Origin of the sequence: Paenibacillus sp. FSL W8-0194 (assembly GCF_037969745.1) — a bacterium.
Classification (GTDB): Bacteria; Bacillota; Bacilli; order Paenibacillales; family Paenibacillaceae; genus Paenibacillus_AQ; species Paenibacillus_AQ cookii.
The window spans coordinates 2294142-2314053 of sequence record NZ_CP150205.1; the positions used below are offsets into that span (position 1 = coordinate 2294142).

The following is a 19912-nucleotide window of genomic DNA, read 5'->3' on the forward strand; positions in this document are numbered from 1 at the left end:
ACATGCGATAGGGGGAAGCAGCGATGATTTTGAACGGAATCGACACGGTCATGGAAGCCGCCCATGTATTAAAAGGAAAAAGACTTGGCCTGATTACCTCGCCGACCGGACTCAATAAAGACTTTGTATCGACGATCCAGATTTTGCACGAGCATTTTCATTTGGCGGCAATGTTTTCGCCGGAACACGGCGTGCGCGGCGATCAGGCCGCAGGGGCGATGGTCGAAACGTATTCGGACCCGATAACAGGCGTGCCGGTATACAGCTTGTACCGCAAGGACTCCAAACGTTTAAGCCAAGAAATGCTGGACGAAGTGGACACGGTCGTTTACGACATTCAGGATGTGGGCACGCGTTATTATACGTTTATTTACACGATGCTGTACGCATTGGAAGACTGCGCGAAAGCAGGCAAGGAAATCGTCGTATTGGACCGGATCAACCCGCTGGACGGCGTGACGGTCGAAGGGAATATATTGAAACCGGGATTCGAATCGTTCGTCGGCAATTATCCGCTTGCCGTCCGCTACGGCTTGACCGCCGGCGAGGTGGCGATGATGGCCAACGAGCAGAAGGGCTGGAACGCCAAATTGCACGTCGTCCGCTGCCAAGGCTGGGACCGCCGCATGTTGTTCCCGGAAACCGGGCGCATTTGGGTCATGCCGTCCCTCGGAATTCCACGGTTCGAATCGGCGCTTGTTTATCCCGGCACCTGCCTGTTCGAAGGGACGAACCTGTCGGAAGGCCGGGGCACGACCGCTCCGTTCGAGATCATCGGCGCGCCGTTCATCCAGGCCGAGCGGTTGGCCGACGAGATGAATGCGCAGAAACATCCGGGGGTCATGTTCCGTCCGGTGTATTTCAAGCCGTCGTTTTCGAAATTCCAGGGCGAGCAATGCGGCGGGGTTCAGCTCCACATTACGGACGTCCGAGCGTTCCGCCCGCTGGAAACCGGCGTCCGCCTGATGTTTACGATCAAAAACAACTATGAACCGTTTTCGTTCCTGCCGCCGGTTAGAGAAAATTCCAGGCCGTTTATCGATTTGCTTGGCGGAGACAACATGTACCGGGATGAGCACGTGGACGTTCCGGCGCTGCTTGAGCAATTCCGCGAAGAAAGCCGCCGGTTCGAAAAGCTGAAGGCGGAATACCATCTGTATTGATTCGATAAAACCTAGCAAATCCGAAAAGAAATAAAGGAGCCGGTATCCGGATGAGACAACTGACATTAAGAGAAAAAATCGGCCAGCTGATCGTGGCGGGTTTTCCAGGACCTGAGATTGATGAAGAAACGCAGCGTCTGCTTGCGGAATATAAAATCGGCAACATCATTTTGTTCGCGCATAACGTCGTCAACCGCGAGCAGCTGAAAGGCCTGTGCGCGGAGCTGCAGCGAAGCATTACCGAACATACGGGGCACGCGGCGCTGATCTCGATCGACCAGGAAGGGGGGCGGGTCACGCGCCTGCCGAAGGATGCCGTCAACGTGCCGGGGGCGATGGCGATCGCCTCGACGGGCCGCCCCGAAAACGCCTATGCGGCAGGACGGATAACGGCCCGCGAAATGCGCGCGCTCGGAATCAACTTTAACCTTGCGCCCGTGCTGGATATCAACAACAATAAGCAAAATCCGGTCATTAACGTGCGCTCTTACGGCGATACGGCGGAAGTCGTGACCGAATACGGGCTGCAAATGCTGCGCGGGCTCAAGGATGGCGGCGTGCTGGCTGCCATCAAGCATTTTCCGGGGCATGGCGACACGGCGGTGGATTCCCATTTGGGGCTGCCTTCGATCGACAAATCGCTGGAAGCGCTGGAGGAGCTTGAACTAAAGCCGTTTCGGGCGGCGATCGACAGCGGTGCGGAATGTTTGACTAGCGCACATATTTTATTTCCCGCTATCGAAAACAATCAGGTTCCAGCGACGATGTCGAAAGCGATCATTACCGACCTGCTCAAACATAGGATGGGTTATGAAGGACTCGTCATTTCCGATTGCCTGGAAATGGATGCGATCCAGAAATATTACGGAACAGCGGAAGGGGCGGTCGGAGCGCTGAAGGCCGGGGTTCACCTGCTTTTTATCAGCCATAGCGCGCAGCTCGTGAAGGATGCGGTCCGCCGGATCGAACACGCGGTGGAAACCGGAGAGCTGCCGGTTGACATCCTTGACGAAGCCGTGGAAAAGGTGCTGTTTTATAAGGCGAAATACGGGGTGGTAAAAGACGGGGAACTGACCGAAGCGGAACATGAGGTGAATCGGCGGGCGGCGGAAGCGATCAGCCTGGAGAGCATCTGCCATGTCGGCAGTACGCTTGTGCCTGTGCGGAAGGATGCTTCGGATACGATCGTGATCGGCAGCCTGCCATATCGCCCGGATCAGGCTTCAAGCAAGGCGAGCGCCGAATTGTCCTTCCCGGCGGAAGCCGCGGCGGCTTTGGGCGTCGAGCATGTGATGACGGACATCAATCCGGACGACGCGGAGCAAAAGCGGATTGCGGACGAAATCAAACATGTTCCGAACGTCATTATCGGCCTTTACAACGGATGCGATCATCAGGGGCAAATCGGGCTTGCGAACCGGCTGCTCCGGGAAGGCCACCGGGTAACCGCGGTGGCGCTCGGCAAGCCGTACGATTTGGAGCTGCTGGAAGCGGGCGTTTGCGGATTGGCCGCTTTCGAATATACCCGGTCGTCCATTCGTTCGGTCATCCGCATTTTAAGCGGGGAAGCAGCGCCGACCGGCAAGATCAGCTTGCGCAACTAAAGATCGGCCGCAGCCGTTGTCGAAAATCAAACGAAGGATGTGATGAGAACGATGAAATATGCGGCCGGCTTGGACGGGGGAGGCACGAAAACCGCCGTCACGATCGTGGACGAAAACGGCAGGGCGGTAAAGACGTTTGCCTCCGGCGCCATCAACTATAACGGTCAGGACGAAGAAAGCGTCGGCGCTTCCCTGCGGGAGATGATGGAAACCATCGGGGCGGCATGCGGAGGGCTCGAAAACTGCGGCGAACTATGCGTCGGGGCAGCCGGAGTAAGCAATCCGAGCGTCGTCGGCAGGCTGACCGGACAAATCCGGGACGCGGGTTATCCGGGAGGTTTGCACATCACCGGCGATCACGAGACCGCTTTGTACGGGGCCCATCAGAAAAATTGCGGCATGATTCTGATCGCCGGTACCGGTTCCATCGGACTCGGCAAAAACGAAGCGGGGCAATCGCATCGAACGGGAGGATTCGGGCACCTGATCGACGACGAAGGAAGCGGCTACGCGATCGGGCGCGATTTGCTGGCTGCCGTCGTGCAGGCGCATGACGGGCGGATTCCGGACACGATCATTAAAGAGCTTGTCTACGGGCAGCTCGGCATCGGAACGGTACAGGACATCGTCGGTTTTGTCTACGACAAAAGCAGAAACAAAAAAGAGATCGCTGCACTGGCCCCGGTCCTCTCCGAAGCCTGCGCGGCGGGAGACGAGGCGGCGCTCGATATCGCCGATAGCTGTGCGTCATCCCTGCTGAAGCTGGTCATTCCGGTGGCCGAAACGCTTTCGCTGCAGGAAGGCAGCCTTGCCATGGCTGGCAGCGTGCTGCTCAAAAACGGCTTCGTTAGAACGAAGTTCCAAGAGAAGCTTCGCGCGCGTTACCCCAAGATGGAGTGCATCACGCCCAAAAGCGATGCATCCACGGGAGCTGCCTTGATGGCGTTGGAACGGATGCGTTCGAAACCGTGAATGCCGGCCCGGGACGGAAAATCATTTCCGCCCGGGCTGTTTTTATTAGAAGAGAGTCGGCTCGGAAGTTTTTACGTACATGGCTTGCGTTCCCGTGAGAAGCGTCGAAGATCTGCCGGAATCGATTGCGGCCAGGACGATTCCAAAAAGGGAGTACGTGGTCGTCGCCCATAAAGGCAAGCTGGATTCTTTGGGCAATGCTTTTGATCATATATACGGAAGCCGGCTGCCGAAATCCGGATATGACCTGGCCGAGGTCCAAAAAATCAAGGATTGACAGGACAATGTAAAAGGCTGCTTTGCGTATTTCCCTATGATGAAATAGGTGCATAGGCTGGAAGTAAAGACAACTTCAGGCCTATGTTTTTTTTGGCCAAAATGCGGCTGCGGTCCAGCCCCATACCGAAAAATTCAGGATATAATTGGAAAAAGTCGTGAATAGCCTGATGATGGATGCGTACGGCTGGTCGACGCGGCAAAAACGTCTCAAGCGAATACGCAGGAAAAGGAGTGAAGGCAAAACATGCGAGCTGTTTATAAGAAAACCGGCGCCGGATTGCTGCTGTTCTTCGCGTTGCTGCTGGCAACCGGTGTTTGGGGAATGAAGCAGGCTTATGCGGCTGCGGCGGCACCGATCAAGGTGGCGGTCGATACGCAATGGGTATCCTTTTCGGTCGATCCGCTGCTGGACGGCGGTTCGACGCTGGTCCAGATGCGCCCTTTGTTTGAAACGATGGGCATTGCATTGACATGGAATCAGCAGAACCAAACGATTACGGGACAAAAAGGTTCCATGTCGTTCACTTTGAAGGTAGGCAGCACAAAGGCCGTTTTAAACGGGAAAGAAATCAAGCTCGATAAGCCCGCCCGGGTCGTCCGAGGGAATACCTTGGTACCGCTGCGGTTCGTGGGGGAGGCGACGGGCGGTTTAGTGGTGTGGGATCCCAAAAACCGCGAAATCACGATATTTTCAGAGCAAATGCTGAGCCAGCTTGGCCTCACCAAAGAGCAGGCTGCGGAAATACTCGCTAAAAACGGGGACATGACGACATCGAACCCGCCGAAGGATCCTCCCGGAACGGGACAGACCGGAAGCGGCGATGAAGAAACCGCTCCGGCTTCCCCGGTCAAGCTCGACAAGCTCCAAGGCATGTACGTCGGCATGCGGCTCGATCCGGGAGGTTACGAATGCGGCGGTGCATGCTGGGATTATTACACGTTCCTTCCGGGGCAAAAAGTCGTCGTAGGCGAGCCCGTCTCCGGCGGGCCGGAAACGATCGACTGCTCCAGCTCCAAGCAGGCCTGCAGCGCCTACAGCATCAAAAATAACCGCCTGACGTTAAATAACGGCAAGTCCTATGCGATCCGGGTGTCGGCCAAAGGAAACCTATTCATCGAGGACGTTCAGCTGGAGCCCGTAAAACCCGTCGCAGCCCATTTCAAGCTTAGCGGCAGCTACGTCTACCGGGGTTATTCGGGCATGGCCGGCGCCAATTCGGCCTCTTCGGCTTGGGAAGAGTGGATCACCTTCCAAACGGACGGCACGTTCAAAAGCGACAATCTCGCTTTGGGGACGCTGGATACGGGGGCAGGCACAACCAATTCCTCATCGGGCGTAAGCGGCACGGGAACGTACGACATCTCGGGCAATACGATCACGCTTAAATTTTCCGACGGCAAAACGGAACGTTTCGTGTTTTTCGTCCACGCGGGAAAAGACGGGAAACCCAACCCGCAGGACATCCAAATCGGCGACCGCAATTTTTACGTGGATAACGATTGAAGTATTGAACGCAGGGACAATTTTGGAAATTGGAGGCGAAGGCAGCCTTTGGGAGACGGAGGCTGCCTTCGCCTGCATCGGGAGCACCGGTAAGGTTTCGCGTAAGAATGAGCGGTAAAAAAACTGGAGGTGGGGTCGGATGATTACGATCGGAACGGCGCGAAAACGGGCTGCCGAGTGGGTCCGGGAACATGCCTGCATGCAGGCGGGTTATATTGGGGCCTATTTCAGCGGCTCGACGGTGGGAAGGCCGGAGCAGGAGGCGCTGCCGACGGGTTCGGACGTCGATGTTGTCGTGGTCCTCAGTGGGGAGACGGTTCCGCCGAAGCCGGGAAAGATGATTTACAAGGATACCCTGATCGAGATCACCTACCTGCCCTTCAATCAGCTGGCTTCGGCGGAACAAGTGTTAGGCTCCTACCATCTGGCGGGCAGTTTCCGCCTGCCTGCGGTGATCGATGACCCGAGCGGATATTTGCATCAGCTGCAGCGGCAGGTTTCCGAAAAATTTGCGGATGAAAAATGGGTGAAACTCCGCTGCGAGGAGGCGTGGAATCGGGTGGACCAAGGGCTAAGGTCGCTGAATCCGTCAGCTCCTTTGTTCGAGCTGGTTATGCCTTGGCTGTTTCCGACGGGGGTGATGACGCATGTCCTTTTGGTCGCCGCGCTCCGCAACCCGACGGTAAGGCTGAGATATTTGGCAGCCCGCCGCGTGCTTGAGGACTACGGATTTGATGGTGCGTACCCGGAATTGCTCGGATTTTTGGGATGCAGCGGCTGGACCGCTGGATTGGCGGAGCGTCATCTGGAAGGGCTTGAACGGTGTTTTGAGGCTGCGGCCGCCGCGGCCCGGACGCCGCTAGCGTTCAGCTCGGACATCACGCGCGGGGCAAAAACGATTGCCATTGACGGCAGCCTTGAATTGATCCGAAGCGGAAATCCCCGCGAAGCGGTTTTTTGGATGGCGGTCACGCATGCGCGCTGCCACCACATTTTGTCGATTGACGCGAAGGCGGAGGTACGCCGCGCGAACGAACCTTTTTTTGCCCGTTTCCTGGCGGATTTAGGCATCCATTCGAGCGGGGATTTGCTTAGCCGCGCCGAAGAGGGGTTGCGTTTTTTGCCGAAGCTGCGGCAGATCGCCGAAAGCATCATGCATGCGAACCCGGAAATCACGGGCAAAGAATAATCGTCAATACCACTCTGATGATGTTCTATGGGATTGCTGGGACTCCGGCAGTCTTTTTTTATTGCCGATTTCATAAATACGCAATTTCAAGGGATATGAAGGGATGTTATCTTCAGGAATTTGTGATAACAGGCTGGATTCGATAAGGGGAGAGCTTGCAATTACCTGTTTTCATTGGATTTCGGAATAAGAATGTATGTTCTTAATTGGGTCTTTAGAGGGTAGGGACAGCCGCAATTATTAGGTATGATTTAGATATGAGGGTTAATATCATAAATTTGGTTGATCTGTAAACAGAGCGATGGTGGAGGGGAAACGTTTGATTGAGATCACGGAAACTTGGATCGACTCACTTGCGTCGAACAGCGCTGCGATAAAAAACGGGAGAGATCTGAATAAAAAAGGGAAGTTTACCGGGCTGCACCGATCCGAAGACGGTCAGGTGCTTTTTGGGGAATGCCAGGGAAGCGGGAAAACGCCTTATACGCCTTCGGCCGATTTTGTCACACCGGATAAGCCGGTCATGCGATGCAGCTGTCCGAGCCGGCAGTTCCCTTGCAAGCATGTCCTGGGCCTGCTCTACGCTTATGCCGAAGGCAAGCCGTTCGCGGCGGCGCAAATCCCGGACGATCTGGCGGCCAAACGGGAGAAGGCGGAGAAACGGGAAGAGAAAAAAGCGAAGGAAGCGGCAGCCGGGACGCCGGCCAAACCGAAAAAAACCAATAAAGCGGCTTTGAAGAAAAAAATCCTGGCGCAGCTGGAAGGCTTGGAGCTGCTTGAGAAGCTGACGCATTCGCTGATCCGCCGCGGCCTGGGCACCTTGGACGCCAAAGAGCTTAAAGCCGTTCAGGAGCACGTGAAACAAATGGGAAGCCATTATTTGAGCGGCGCCCAAATTCAGCTGCGCAAGCTTCATTTGCTTTTATCGGCGAAGGAAGACCGGGAAGACGCGTATTCGCGGGCGGCGGAGCAGCTTGCCGTCATCCATGCCTTCATTAAGAAGGGCCGGGCCCATTTGAACGCCAGGCTGGAAGATCCGGAGCTTGCGCCGGACCATGAATCCACGATCGAAGAGTGGCTGGGTCACGCATGGCAGCTGACGGAACTTAAAGAGGCGGGGCTTGCCGTATCCGATGCGGAACTGATCCAGCTTTCATTCATCAGCTATGACGACGTTTCCCGCCAGGAATTCGTCGATTGCGGTTATTGGATGCAGATGGACAACGGGGAAATCCACTTCACGGTCCAGTACCGCCCATACAAAGCGGCAAAATTGATGCGGGAGGACGACAGCTTTTTCGAGGTGGCCGCGGTGCCGGAGCTTTACCGCTATCCCGGCGACCTGAACCGCAGGGTCCGGTACGAGTCCTTCGCTTCCAGACCGCTTACGGAAAGCGACATGGGCCGGATTCGCCGGCACGCCGCCGCGTCTTATGCCGAGGTCGTCAAAAAGGTGAAAAACCAGCTTAAAAATCCGCTTGGAGATCCGAATCCCGTCGTGCTGCTCCGTGCGGAAAGCATCGTGACCGATTCGAACGGCCGGATTTTCATCGTGGATGCCCAAGGGGAAACGCTTGAGCTTCGCGACGTGCTCGAAGACGGGACCGTTCACCTGCTGAAGTATTTGGCCGAAGAACATTTGCGGGACGTTGCCCTGCTAGGGATGTTTAACCACGAGATGCGGAGCGGAAGACTGGTTGTCCAGCCGCTGAGCATCGTCAACGAACGAGAGCTGGTACGCTTGCTTTACTAACGAGCCGAATGGGAGGAACATGCAAAAATGAGCCAAGCATTGCTGATGGAGCTGAATGAAGAAATCCGGCGCCTGTATATCGCGGGGAGCGATTTGGCAGCCGGTGATTATAGATTGAAACGGCTGCTGCCGTCCTTTGAACAGCTGGGGGAGCGGGCCCCGGTGTTTAAAAAGCTGGCCGAAGGCATCGCCGCTTTGATCGACGAAGGCGCAGGGACGGATACGGCCCGCCGGTTGCAGGACGTGAATCTTCTGCTGCAGTCGGTGCTGCGCACCCAAGGGAAAGGGGCCGCGGAGGGCGAAACGGCTCCGCTGCGAACGCAGCCCGTCCGGTTGGAGGCGAATCTTTCTTACCGCAAGCTTTCCGCGGTCCGCACGGCGCTGACGACACGGGGCGGCGGACGCCACGAAGTCATCGTCGAAGCGTTCCGCGAAGGGCTGTTTCGCGATGTTCGCCTGGTCCCGCTAGCGATCGAAGCGTTGAACGATCCCTATGTGGAGATCGCGGAGTTTGCCATGAACGACATCTTGCCGTCCTACGGTCCGGACATCGTGCCGCATCTGCTCGAAAGCTTCCGGCCTGATGGAGGCAAGCTTGAGGCCCGCAAACTGACCGTCATCGCCAGAAACGGCGGAAAAGACGTGCTCGACGTCGTTTATGAAGCGTCCGTCTCAGGTTCGGACGAGGTTCGCACGACGGCCATCCGGCTTTTGGCGGGCCATCCCGAATATGAGCAGGCGCTGCTGGATTTCAGCCGCGACAAGAAAAAGAGCATCCGCGAAGCGGCTTTTCAGGCGCTTGCGGCCTCCGACCGGGAAAGCGCGGCCGAACGTTTATACGAGGCTTTTATGGGAAAAGACCGCGAGACGGTCTCGTCGTCCGTCATGCAATCCCGGTCGGAGCTGCTGAACGGCTGGCTGGTCCGCGATTTGTCGGAACTCGTGACATCGGTAAGGGAAGGGACCCCAAGCCAAGAGGAGATGGCAAACGTCTGGAACGAGGTAAAACGTTACCTCTGGGCGCTGCATCAAAAAACAAGCCCCGAACTTGGCCGGCTTTATATGGATGTGATGAGGAATTACAAGCTGTACATGTATAAACTGGGCTGGGCGTTTTTGGCTAACGAAGCGATGGCGTACATACAGCATGAGCATTCCGAAGAAGGACGGCAGCTCGTCCGGGCGGCGGTCGAACTCGACTTGAAAAAACATGCCCAAACGGCTTCGTTTGCCCGCGATATTTTCAAAAAAGCGCTGCCCGTGCTGCCTCCGGAACGGTTGTTTGAAGCATTCGGGAGTATCCTGGAGGAGCGGGCGAAAGCCTCGTCCCTGAGCCGGAGCGCCAACTTTGCCAAACAACTGATGGATACGATCGAAGATATGGTAGTCATCCGAAGGTATCGGGAAATCGAACAAAGCTGGTCCTACGGCGAAACGGGATATACCTACCATGTGGAGATGCTGCCGCAGGAGGAGATGGCCGGCAAGTGGGATCCGCGCTGGCTCGATCATTTCATCGCCCTCGACCGCCTGGCGCTGGTCAGCGCGTTTGCGCGCCCGGGACACGCGGAGGCGGCTTCCTATTTGCTCGATAAGCTGAAGCGATCGCCGGAGTTCCGCAACCGGTTTGCGAACTTGGCCGTCATGGGGCTTGTTCGCGCAGGCGTATCGGGAGAAGAGCTTCATGAAGCGCTGGTTCGGGCCGTTGAAGACGACAGGAATACGGAATGCCGCGAAATCGAGCCGTTCCTTTTCGATCAGCTCTGCCGGCTCCCCGCGTCGTACGCGGACCGAATCCGAGCGGCGTTGCCTAAATTCGGGTCCGCGAGCGCTGAACAGCTGGAATACGTTTTGAAAACGATGGAGTCATCCAATCGATCATAAAAGGAGCGAATAGGCAATGAGTAACGAATCCACGATGCAGGACATCATGCGCAAGCCTGCGGAGCTTTTATACCAAGATGAGCTGCAGGCTTTGATCCGCGAGGATCAGGGGAAAATTCCGGCGGGGTGGCAAATGTCTCCGCAGTCGGTGCTCAAGTTTATCGTCGGCGGGACCGCCGGCAAGCAGGTCATCACGCCCAAATACATCGGAAACCCGCGCATCGTCGAAATGGCCATTGCGACGCTGGTCACGGACCGGGCGCTGCTGCTGATCGGCGAACCGGGGACCGCCAAATCGTGGCTGTCCGAAAACCTGGCCGCCGCCATTTACGGCAACTCGGGTTTGGTGGTGCAGGGGACGGCGGGAACGACGGAGGAGCAGGTCCGTTATTCCTGGAACTACGCCATGCTCCTCGCCCAGGGGCCTACGCCCGAAGCGCTGGTGAAAAGCCCGATCATGCGGGCGATGGAGGAAGGCGGGATCGCACGTTTTGAGGAGATATCCCGCTGCGCGTCCGAGGTTCAGGATGCCTTGATTTCCATCTTGTCGGAAAAAACGATATCGATCCCTGAACTCGGCAAGGAGCTGAACGCGCGCAAAGGATTCAGCGTCATCGCGACGGCGAACACCCGCGACCGCGGCGTCAACGAAATGTCGACGGCGCTGAAGCGGCGGTTTAATATGATCGTTTTGCCGGCGCCGGCGGATCTGGAAACGGAGATGGAAATCGTGAAAAAACGCGTTTCCGAAATTGCCGCCTCCTACGACCTCCAGGCGGCGGTTCCGGCGGACGAGGCGCTGCTCAAGGTCGTGACGATCTTCCGGGAGCTGCGCAGTGGCATGACGCTCGACAAAAAAGAAAAGGTCAAATCACCGGCCGGGGTGATCTCGACGGCGGAGGCCATTTCGCTCCTCACCAACAGCATGGCGCTGGCAGCCAGCTTCGGAAGCGGCCACATCACGGACGGGGATCTGGCTGCGGGCTTGCAGGGCGCGATCGTTAAAGACGACGACAAAGACCGTCTCGTCTGGAAGGAATATTTGGACAACGTGATGAAAAAGCGGGGAGCAAGCTGGAGAGGCCTTTATGCCGCCTGCAAGGAGATGAATTCATGAAGACGGCCCGCGGCGCTGGCGTGCACATTTTCGGCGTCCGGCACCTGTCGCCGGCCGGCGCTTATCATGTCGCCGACTTTCTCGATCAGGCACAGCCGACGGCCGTGTTGATCGAAGGCCCCTCGGACGCCACTGCCGAAATCGCGCATTTGACGAACGCATCGACGAAACCGCCCGTCGCGATGCTGGCCTTTACCGAGGAGCTTCCGGTCCGTACCGCTTTATGGCCGTTTGCGGCATATTCGCCGGAATATCAAGCGATGCTGTGGGCACGGAAACATGGGGCGTACTGCGCGTTCATCGACTTGCCTTCGTCCTCCGTGATCGGACTGAAGGATATCCGTGGTTCGGCTGCGGCAACTCCTGCCGGCTTACGGGAAGACGAAAATTCCGACTTGCCGGCTCCGGCAGAAACCGCCGGCCGAGGCGCCGAAGGGCCAGAAGATGGACGGTCCGACGCGGATGAAGGAAACGAAATGACGGCATCGTCTCTATATGATCGAATCGCGAAAATATCAGGGGAGCCTGATTTTGACACGTACTGGGAGCGGAATTTTGAACATAACTTAAGCCCTGACGCGTACCGCCAAACGATATTGGCTTATTCCGAACGCATGCGCGAGCTGACGGAGGAGTCGGAGCAAACGTCCCGGCGGGGGGAATACGCTTATAACGCGATTCGCGAAGCCTATATGTGCCGGCAGATCGCGGATGCCATCGCGGCTGGGCACAGCCCCGACCGGATTGTCGTCGTTTGCGGGGCTTACCATGCTTCCGCCCTCGGCGACCTTGCCAATGCGATGAGCGATGAAGAGATGAAGCTCCTTCCTTCACGCAAAACGAAGCTGACGCTGATGCCGTACTCGTATTTGAAGCTGTCGTCGTTGACGGGTTATGGGGCAGGAAACGTCGCCCCGTACTATTTTGAGATGATGTGGGAACATATGCGGCGCGGAACGCTCCAGGAGCTGCCGCATCGTTATCTGGCATCCGTCGCCGCCGATTTGAGATCAGCGGGCACGCACCGTTCGACGGCCGAGGTGATCGAAGCGGTCAGGTTTGCGGAATCTTTGGCGGCCCTTCATGACGGTCTCGCCCCGACGCTCATGGACCTGAGGGATGCAGCCAAAACGCTGCTGGGCCGGGGGGAGTTGTCCGTGGTCGCCGAATCGCTTGCGAAAGCGGAGGTGGGCACGGCGATCGGATCATTGGCCGAGGGCGTCAGCCAAACGCCGATTCAGGAAGACATGAACCGGCAGCTCAAACGGCTCAAGCTGGAGAAGTATAAAACGGCGGTTGCCGCCGACCTTACTTTGGATCTGCGGGAAAACCGGAGAGTGTCTTCAAAGGATGCGGCGTTTCTCGACTTGAACCGATCATTTTGGTTCCACCGGTTATCCCTGCTCGGCATCCATTTTGTGAAGGCCAAAGCCAGGGGCGAGGAACAGGCGGCCTGGGCGGAGCATTGGATCGTTCAGTGGTCGCCCGAAGTGGAAATCGAAGTGGTGGAATCGAATTTGCTGGGCGAAACCGTGGAAACCGCCGCGGCATTTGTTCTGCAGCAGAGGCTGGAATTCTGTTCCACGATCAAGGAGGCATCCGAGCTCATCACGGCGGCATATGAATGCGGCATGATCCACCAGATGGAAGCGGGCCGGTCGGCGCTTCAAAAGCTGGCCGTGCAGAACCAGAACGTCGCCGAAATCGCGGAGGCGGCGAGAAAGCTGTCGCAGCTCGTCCGTTTTGGCGGCGTGCGCAGAATCGATACGGCCCCGCTCGTCCCGCTGCTTCAGCAGCTGTTCCTTCGCGCTTGCCTGTATTTATACGAGGCAAGCCAGTGCAATGACGAGGCAGCCAAGCCGATGGCCGCCGCGATGAACGAATTGAACCACATCGCTTCGGAACATAGCGGCGAGGTCGATGACGGGCTTTGGGTTCGGGAGCTGGCCAGACTGTCCGACCGGGACGACGCCAATCCCCTGCTCTCGGGACTGGCCTGCGCCATGCTGCTGGAGCGGGGCGAGCTTTCGGCGGAGCAGTGCGCCGCGGAGGTGTCGCGGCGGCTGTCGCCGGGAATCCCCGCCGAACTGGGCGCGGGATGGTTCGAAGGGCTAGCGCTGCGCAATCGTTACGCGCTGCTGTCGCGCATGAGCTTATGGCAGCAGCTTGACGAATACATTTCCACGCTGGAGGATGAGGAGTTCAAGCGTGCGCTCGTATTTTTGCGCCGCGCATTCAGCGCCTTCAGCCCGAAAGAAAAAACAATGGTTGCCGAACTGCTCGGAGAGTTGTGGGGCGTCGAGCCGGAGCAGGCGGCGGAAATCGTCATGGACGATCTTAAGGAGGAAGAAGCCCGGATGCTGGATGAAATTAACGATTTTGATTTCGAGGATTTTTAGGCCATGGCCGACACCGTAAATCGTCAGCCGTTATCCCGTTGGCGGCTTATTCTGGGCGAAGCCGCCGAAGGGGAACTTAGCCGGTATGGCCAAAACGGCATGTTGGAGCTGAGCAGCGACGAGTTGATCATGGATCGGGCGCTGGCGGCCATTTATGACCGGACGGAAGATGGAGGAGAAGGCCTGCCGGGTGCCGGGTCTGGCGCCCGCGGCGCGGGAAGGGGGAAATCCGCTCCCCGGCTGGCGCAATGGCTGGGGGACGTGCGCACGTTTTTTCCGGAGGACGTCGTGTCCGTCATTCAAAACGATGCCATGGAGCGCAAAGGTTGGAAGCAGCTTTTGTTCGAGCCGGAGGTGCTGGCCAGCGTCAAGCCGGACATCCAGCTCGTCGGAACGCTGCTTTCGCTGAAAGGGAAAATTCCGGAGCAGACCAAAGACACCGCCCGCATGCTTGTGCAGGCAGTGGTGGACGAACTGGTGAAACGCATGAGCCATGAGCTTCAAAGGGCGGTCACCGGCGCGCTGAACCGGAGGCGGCATACGCCGCTGCCGTCCCTTAGCGGGATCGACTGGAAACGGACGATCCAGCGGAACCTGAAGCATTATGACGTCGAGCGCAAACGGATCATACCCGAAAAGTTTTATTATTTTGACCGGGCGAAACGAAACAAGGAATGGACGGTTATCGTCGACATCGACCAAAGCGGTTCGATGGCCGAATCGGTGATCTGGGCGTCGGTGATCGGCTCTATTTTTGCCAGCATTCCTGCGCTGGATACCCGCGTTGTCGTGTTTGACACGGAGGTCGTCGACCTGACCGAGCAATGCGCCAGCGATCCGGTGGATATGCTGTTCGGCATTCAGCTTGGCGGCGGCACGAATATCGACAAATCCGTGGCATACTGCGAGCAGTTCATCAAGGAACCGAAAAAAACGCTGTTCATCCTCATTTCCGACCTTTATGAAGGCGGCAACCAGTCCAGGCTTATCCGCCGCATGCGGGAGATGAGGGAAGCCGGGGTCAAAACGCTCGGCCTCCTCGCTTTGTCCGATGAAGGCAAACCGTTTTACGACGAACGGCTTGCGCGGGTGTTGTCCAAGGACGGGACGCCTTGTTTTGCTTGTACGCCTGCGATGCTGCCGCAATTGGTGGAAGGCGCTTTAAAAGGGCAGGACTTGGCGGAGCTGGCAAAGCGGCTGGATACCCAAGGCAAATCGGGCGTTTAACATTGCTGCAGCAGATGCGCCTCTTTATCTTTTATAAGCGAAGTGAACGGATTTATTAAGCTTTGGATTGGACTTCCTGCGTCCCTGTAGGGTTATAATGGAGAATGGCAGAGTTGATGAACATTTTCTAGGGCAGGAGGTAGGTACCATGAATTACGCACCGGAAATCATAGAACGCAGTCACACGGATCGGGGAGATATCCAGCTTCAGAAAAGGGAAAATCACTTTGAGATCATCTACAACGGCACTTTCCTGATGGCCACGTACAACGGAGAGTCGGAAAGGCTGCTGGTGAGCAGCGCGCTCCGCCAATGCCCATATCCGCGCAAAGTGCTGATCGGCGGGTTGGGGGTCGGGTTTTCGCTGGAAGAAGCTTTATCGGATTCGAGAGTGGAGCAGGTGGATGTCGTCGAGATTGAGGAAGCGATCATTCGTTGGAACCGGAAGCATTTGGCTCCGTATTCCGGCCACGCGCTGGATGACCCGCGCACGAATGTGATTCATACCGACCTGGTAAAATGGATGAATGAAACCGATGCTTCCTACGATGCCATTTGCCTCGACATTGATAACGGACCGGATTGGACCGTGTCGGCGTCAAATACGGGACTTTATTCGGAGCAAGGCATAAAGGCGGCCATCCGGCTGCTTCGTCCGCATGGCGCCGTATCCTATTGGAGCGCCGGGGCGTCGCCGGAATTCGCTGAATATTTGAAACGGTTTTTCCATGACGTCGAAGCACTGCAGATTCCCCAGCAGCGGGGGGAACCCGACTATGTTTATTTGGCTTCTTCGCCAAAAAGCATACATTAACCCGTGTTTCTTCTCTCACTCCAAACGGTTTTGACACCGACACGGCGGATACCGTGCTTCATCATGCCAAGGGCGGCATTTGCTTTTGCAAGGCAACCGGCGGCAACATTGGCTTTTTGATGGATGGGAAAGTTTGGATAAAGTTTTTCGCATGAAGGCAGGATATCTGCCTTTTTGCGTTTTTAGATACCAAAAGCAGCAAAGGACGATTATTCCAGCCGGATCGAAGCCAACGCAACTTGTGGCCGCATCCGACCGCAGCTTGTTTTTTCTGGACGGCGGCAAAAGGTGATGTCGGTTGAAGAAGATGACGATACGGGGCTTCGGGGCGATCTGTATGACGTCAAAACGCAACAATTGCTGAAAAAAGTCCCGCTTCGTTCCAACCTGCATGGACAGCTTGTTTCAACCTATCAAAATGGGCGGTTGATTCTTGTTACCTTGGATGACAGCGATCAATTAAACATCCATGCGATCGATTCCGAGGGAGGCGTCAAAGAGTTGGCCCAGAAGACGGTGGAGCTAGCGATCATTATCCAGTATGCGGTGGCTTAACGAACGAAAAAAATCATCTGCAGAGATCTTGTCTGCAGATGATTTTTCATAGCGCATCGATCTAGGTTGCTTGGTGCATCAATGTTCTGCGCCGTGATCCAGCGGAGTGACGATGCCTGTGCCGGGAGCGGCCGAAACCGGAACGACGCTGATGACGGACAATACAAGAATGGCGGACAGGATAAGCTTTTTCATTCAAATCACAACCCTTTCCATAATATTGGCAATATGCAAATGAAATGTGTCGACTTGTTCCGGACTTGCAAATGGTCGAAGGGACTCAAAATAAACAATGGCCTGCTTATAATACTTATCGTTTTCCGTCTTATCGGTAGAGGTAAGCAGTCTTAACGTGTAATCGATTGCGGCGTTGTAATCGGCGTGGGCGATTTTGTACTTGATGATCCCGAGCAGGAAGTTATGGAGGTATGCGGTGTCGATCACGCCTTGCGAGCTGCTGTGAAGCAGGTCCGAGATTTGCCCGGAGAACAACGTAAGTACATGATCGATATTGAGACTGAATTTGTTGGCCGTCTTCAGGATCGACATCAGTCCGGGCAGCACTTCCTTGGGGTTGCGAAGCAGAAATTCAACGTAGTGCGGGAGGATGTCGCTTTCGCCTGAAAGCAGCAGCACTTCCAGCCTGTTCGGCTCGGAGATGAACTTGTAGTAGCGAATTTCCTGCAGCGCTTCCTCGTCCAAAGGCTGGAACCAGCTTAAATCGGCATACTGGTCGATGCATCGCAAAGCTTCGCCGTAATGCTCGAGCTCCTTGTAAGCCAGGCCTTTCATGAGTAGACTATATCCATAGTAATAGACCAGATGGCGGGAAGGCTTCAAAAATTGGTCAGAGGTACCTTGTTGATTTTCATAGAGGCTTTGAACCCGCTTGTAAAGCGAATCCGATAATTCCAATAGCTTGTCCCATAATTCGAAGGAGTAAGTCATTTTCAGCATTTTCGTGACCACGTCAAGGTCCATCTCATCGATTTCGATGAATTCGTCTATTTCGACTTCACCTCCTAATAATTACAAGATTTGTATATATAATACTAAAAGCGAGTCATAGGGTCAATAAAAATGTGAAAATAAGGAAGAAAATATTGAAACATGGAAATCAATGGGGGGGAAATCCATATGGACGCTTCATCTGCTATACAGTTATTACAATGCCATGCTTTTGCCCATGAAAATGTGCGGCACCATAAAATGACGTACGGTTTTCTCGGAAGTTTGAGGCCGTTCAGCGGGGAACTCCAGGAGAGCTATTTCCATGAACTCATGGCTGTTGTGCGCGCGCTTTCCGGAGAGCTTGGCAAGCCGGCGTTAAACCGGGAGCTCATCGCCTGCTTGTGGAGCATCACCCATTTGGCCCGGGCATGGGCGGTGGAGCCGGACGGAGTTTTGCGCCGCAACGGCCTGATTGCGGACGAGCAGGTCGCCCGGATGGAACGGTGGCTGGATCTCATCTCTTACGCGGTCATGATTTTGCTGGAGAACGGCGGCGAAGAAGAAGCGTTCTGGGGTTACCGCGAGTATATATCGGAACAGTTGGATCCCCTCATGGCCGAGCTCGATGTTTTGCTAAAGGAAAAAGCCGCGGACGCCGACATTCAGGAGCTGCATGCAAGCTATCAGCAACGCCCCGGAGCGGATGAACAGCAATTGGCTGCGTTCGAGGCGAAATTCGGGCTGCTGCCCGAGGATTTCCGCGCTTTTTATCGCCGGAAGGACGGCAGCGGGTATGCGTTTCACGTTTTGTACCCGGGCGATGGCGAATCGGATGAGGGCATGCCGTTTTATTTGATGTCCTTGGACGAAATCAAAGAGACCAAAAGCTATTTTTGCGAACGGGACGAATTGCTGGCAGAGCATTATTCCGAAGAGGAGGTCCGAAAGCTGGATCCGGAGATCAAACCTTTTTTATTTCATGAGAAATGGCTGCCGTTTGCGACGATGGCCGGGGGCTCCGTTTATTTGATGCTTGACCTCGATCCGTCCGAGCAGGGAACCTACGGGCAAGTCATCAGCTACGTGCATGATCCGGATTTTGTTTATTACGTCGCGGATTCCTTCATGGAATTGTTGAGGGAATCGAACCGGAATCTTGGCCTGATGGATGCCATCGAATATTAAGGCCCGCGGGGGAAAGGGGAGCATTATGAGCGGAAAACGCATAAACGGTCTTGCCGGTCACCCAACCGAAACCGATCCCGGAAAAACGGCCGGCTCCGTGTTGACAGACAAGCTCCGGCGTCTTCCCGACGCGCCCGGCGTATATATCATGAAAGATGCCCGCGGCGGCATTTTATATGTCGGAAAGTCCAAGCATTTAAAAAACAGGGTGAGTTCGTATTTCCATCGCTCCAAGTCCCATGCGCCCAAAATCAAAAGGCTCGTCCAGCATGTACAGGATTTGGAGATCATCCGGACGGATACCGAATTCGAAGCTTTGCTGCTGGAATGCAGCCTGATTCATAAATTCAAGCCGATGTACAACCGGAAAATGAAAAACCCTGCTTCGTACGCATATATCGTCATCCCGGCATCGGCGGGGCTGCGCCATTTCGAGACGACCCGCCAGCCAATGGCGGCTCCGGGAGACGAAGTGTTTGGCCCTTATCCGGCAAGCGAACTTGCGGTCCAAAAAGCGGTGCAAACGATTTTGGAATCCTTCAAAATCGCCTGCAGTCCCGCGGCAGCGGCAAACGCGCCCTGTTTGAACCACGACATCGGTCTGTGCCTGGGCATGTGCCTGGGCGGTCCGAAGTTGGCGGAATACCAGGAAAGGATGGACCGGTTTATCGGGATGCTTAAAGGCACCGACCGGAGCCTTTGCGATGAGGTGGAGCGGGAAATGGCGGCGGCAGCCGAACGCTTTGATTTTGAAGCGGCTGCCCGATACAGGGACGTGCTGCAGGCGATCCGATTTTTGGAGCGGAAAGAGAAAATCATCGGCTTTGCCGGAAACAACCCCAATGTGCTTCTTTACGAACCTGTGGACCAAAACGCGATCAAGCTTTTTCTCGTCAAGAGGCATACCGTTCTCTTTAGCCGGGTGTTTTCCATCGGAACCGAAAAGGAGGCGCAGCGGCTGGAAAAAGAAGCCAACGTACTGGTCCAGGCTTATTTCAAGCAAAAGGAGTGGGCGTTTACGTCGGAAGTCGGCAAAGACGAGATCGACGAAGCCCAGATCCTCTACAGTTATGTGCAGGCCCATCCCCGCCAAGCTTTGCTCATCCCGGATGAATGGCTCGAATCGGAATCGTCGTCGGCATTAGCCGATGCTTTGCATTCATTAATGTCGGGCATACCTAACGGGATGGACGAATACGATGATGGATAACCCGGTTGGAGGTGAAGCGGCTGCAGAGCATTGTAAAAGAGCAGTCGCGGGTCATCGAAACAATCCGGGAAGTGGTAAACGGACCAAACCAGAAGGGACAAACGGC

General features: G+C 55.8%; 15 protein-coding genes and 1 pseudogene. 15 read left to right on the forward strand and 1 reads right to left on the reverse strand.

Annotated elements, in window-relative coordinates:
* Positions 1–23: 23 nt before the first annotated feature.
* The 13 genes and pseudogenes from MKY58_RS10250 (at position 24) to MKY58_RS10310 (ending at position 16460) form a co-directional block, all read left to right on the forward strand.
* The gene (locus tag MKY58_RS10250; RefSeq protein WP_339324435.1) at positions 24–1163 is read left to right on the forward strand and encodes a DUF1343 domain-containing protein; all 1140 of its coding nucleotides are present in this window, start codon (positions 24–26) and stop codon (positions 1161–1163) included.
* A gap of 50 nt (positions 1164–1213) precedes the next feature.
* Positions 1214–2767, forward strand: a complete 1554-nt coding sequence (locus MKY58_RS10255) for a glycoside hydrolase family 3 protein (protein WP_339324436.1) — start codon at positions 1214–1216, stop codon at positions 2765–2767.
* A 42-nt stretch (positions 2768–2809) separates the two neighbouring features.
* Positions 2810–3739 (forward strand): BadF/BadG/BcrA/BcrD ATPase family protein, encoded by a 930-nt coding sequence (locus MKY58_RS10260; protein WP_339324437.1) that lies wholly within the window; start codon positions 2810–2812, stop codon positions 3737–3739.
* Positions 3740–3812: 73 nt separating this feature from the next.
* Positions 3813–4016, forward strand: a pseudogene (locus MKY58_RS10265) (GyrI-like domain-containing protein); the annotation flags it as partial.
* Between the two features lie 246 nt (positions 4017–4262).
* Positions 4263–5522 (forward strand): stalk domain-containing protein, encoded by a 1260-nt coding sequence (locus MKY58_RS10270; RefSeq protein WP_339324438.1) that lies wholly within the window; start codon positions 4263–4265, stop codon positions 5520–5522.
* A 139-nt stretch (positions 5523–5661) separates the two neighbouring features.
* Positions 5662–6711: a hypothetical protein gene (locus MKY58_RS10275; RefSeq protein WP_339324439.1), complete on the forward strand. Its 1050-nt coding sequence runs from the start codon at positions 5662–5664 to the stop codon at positions 6709–6711.
* 319 nt (positions 6712–7030) lie between these two features.
* Entirely contained in the window at positions 7031–8464 is a 1434-nt protein-coding gene (locus MKY58_RS10280) for an SWIM zinc finger family protein (protein ID WP_339324440.1), read from the forward strand.
* Positions 8465–8491: 27 nt separating this feature from the next.
* Positions 8492–10348 carry a HEAT repeat domain-containing protein gene (locus MKY58_RS10285; RefSeq protein ID WP_339324441.1) on the forward strand — a complete coding sequence of 619 codons (1857 nt, stop codon included), beginning with the start codon at positions 8492–8494 and terminating at the stop codon, positions 10346–10348.
* 16 nt (positions 10349–10364) lie between these two features.
* Positions 10365–11465, forward strand: a complete 1101-nt coding sequence (locus MKY58_RS10290) for an AAA family ATPase (RefSeq protein WP_339324442.1) — start codon at positions 10365–10367, stop codon at positions 11463–11465.
* Positions 11462–13864, forward strand: a complete 2403-nt coding sequence (locus MKY58_RS10295; RefSeq protein ID WP_339324443.1) for a DUF5682 family protein — start codon at positions 11462–11464, stop codon at positions 13862–13864. The genes MKY58_RS10290 and MKY58_RS10295 overlap by 4 nt, the downstream gene beginning before the upstream one ends.
* Positions 13865–13867: 3 nt before the next feature.
* Entirely contained in the window at positions 13868–15091 is a 1224-nt protein-coding gene (locus MKY58_RS10300; RefSeq protein WP_339324444.1) for a VWA domain-containing protein, read from the forward strand.
* Between the two features lie 148 nt (positions 15092–15239).
* Positions 15240–15905 carry a spermine/spermidine synthase gene (locus MKY58_RS10305; RefSeq protein ID WP_339324445.1) on the forward strand — a complete coding sequence of 222 codons (666 nt, stop codon included), beginning with the start codon at positions 15240–15242 and terminating at the stop codon, positions 15903–15905.
* A 291-nt stretch (positions 15906–16196) separates the two neighbouring features.
* Positions 16197–16460, forward strand: a complete 264-nt coding sequence (locus tag MKY58_RS10310) for a hypothetical protein (RefSeq protein WP_339324446.1) — start codon at positions 16197–16199, stop codon at positions 16458–16460.
* Positions 16461–16655: 195 nt separating this feature from the next.
* Here the strand turns inward: MKY58_RS10310 and MKY58_RS10315 are convergent, their stop codons facing one another.
* Complete coding sequence (locus MKY58_RS10315; RefSeq protein ID WP_339324447.1) at positions 16656–17429, reverse strand: hypothetical protein; 774 nt, start codon at positions 17427–17429, stop codon at positions 16656–16658.
* A 168-nt stretch (positions 17430–17597) separates the two neighbouring features.
* Here MKY58_RS10315 and MKY58_RS10320 point away from each other — a divergent pair, with 168 nt between their 5' ends.
* Both MKY58_RS10320 and MKY58_RS10325 read left to right on the forward strand, forming a co-directional pair.
* Positions 17598–18596: an SMI1/KNR4 family protein gene (locus tag MKY58_RS10320; RefSeq protein WP_339324448.1), complete on the forward strand. Its 999-nt coding sequence runs from the start codon at positions 17598–17600 to the stop codon at positions 18594–18596.
* 25 nt (positions 18597–18621) lie between these two features.
* Positions 18622–19806 carry a GIY-YIG nuclease family protein gene (locus MKY58_RS10325; RefSeq protein WP_339324449.1) on the forward strand — a complete coding sequence of 395 codons (1185 nt, stop codon included), beginning with the start codon at positions 18622–18624 and terminating at the stop codon, positions 19804–19806.
* Positions 19807–19912 lie beyond the last annotated feature (106 nt).

Bases quoted from the DNA above. Each gene is read 5' to 3' on its own strand.
- MKY58_RS10250 (WP_339324435.1), top strand. From the start codon at position 24: ATGATTTTGAACGGAATCGACACGGTCATGGAAGCCGCCCATGTATTA.
- MKY58_RS10255 (WP_339324436.1), top strand. From the start codon at position 1,214: ATGAGACAACTGACATTAAGAGAAAAAATCGGCCAGCTGATCGTGGCG.
- MKY58_RS10260 (WP_339324437.1), top strand. From the start codon at position 2,810: ATGAGAACGATGAAATATGCGGCCGGCTTGGACGGGGGAGGCACGAAA.
- MKY58_RS10270 (WP_339324438.1), top strand. From the start codon at position 4,263: ATGCGAGCTGTTTATAAGAAAACCGGCGCCGGATTGCTGCTGTTCTTC.
- MKY58_RS10275 (WP_339324439.1), top strand. From the start codon at position 5,662: ATGATTACGATCGGAACGGCGCGAAAACGGGCTGCCGAGTGGGTCCGG.
- MKY58_RS10285 (WP_339324441.1), top strand. From the start codon at position 8,492: ATGAGCCAAGCATTGCTGATGGAGCTGAATGAAGAAATCCGGCGCCTG.
- MKY58_RS10290 (WP_339324442.1), top strand. From the start codon at position 10,365: ATGAGTAACGAATCCACGATGCAGGACATCATGCGCAAGCCTGCGGAG.
- MKY58_RS10295 (WP_339324443.1), top strand. From the start codon at position 11,462: ATGAAGACGGCCCGCGGCGCTGGCGTGCACATTTTCGGCGTCCGGCAC.
- MKY58_RS10300 (WP_339324444.1), top strand. From the start codon at position 13,868: ATGGCCGACACCGTAAATCGTCAGCCGTTATCCCGTTGGCGGCTTATT.
- MKY58_RS10305 (WP_339324445.1), top strand. From the start codon at position 15,240: ATGAATTACGCACCGGAAATCATAGAACGCAGTCACACGGATCGGGGA.
- MKY58_RS10310 (WP_339324446.1), top strand. From the start codon at position 16,197: ATGTCGGTTGAAGAAGATGACGATACGGGGCTTCGGGGCGATCTGTAT.
- MKY58_RS10320 (WP_339324448.1), top strand. From the start codon at position 17,598: ATGGACGCTTCATCTGCTATACAGTTATTACAATGCCATGCTTTTGCC.
- MKY58_RS10325 (WP_339324449.1), top strand. From the start codon at position 18,622: ATGAGCGGAAAACGCATAAACGGTCTTGCCGGTCACCCAACCGAAACC.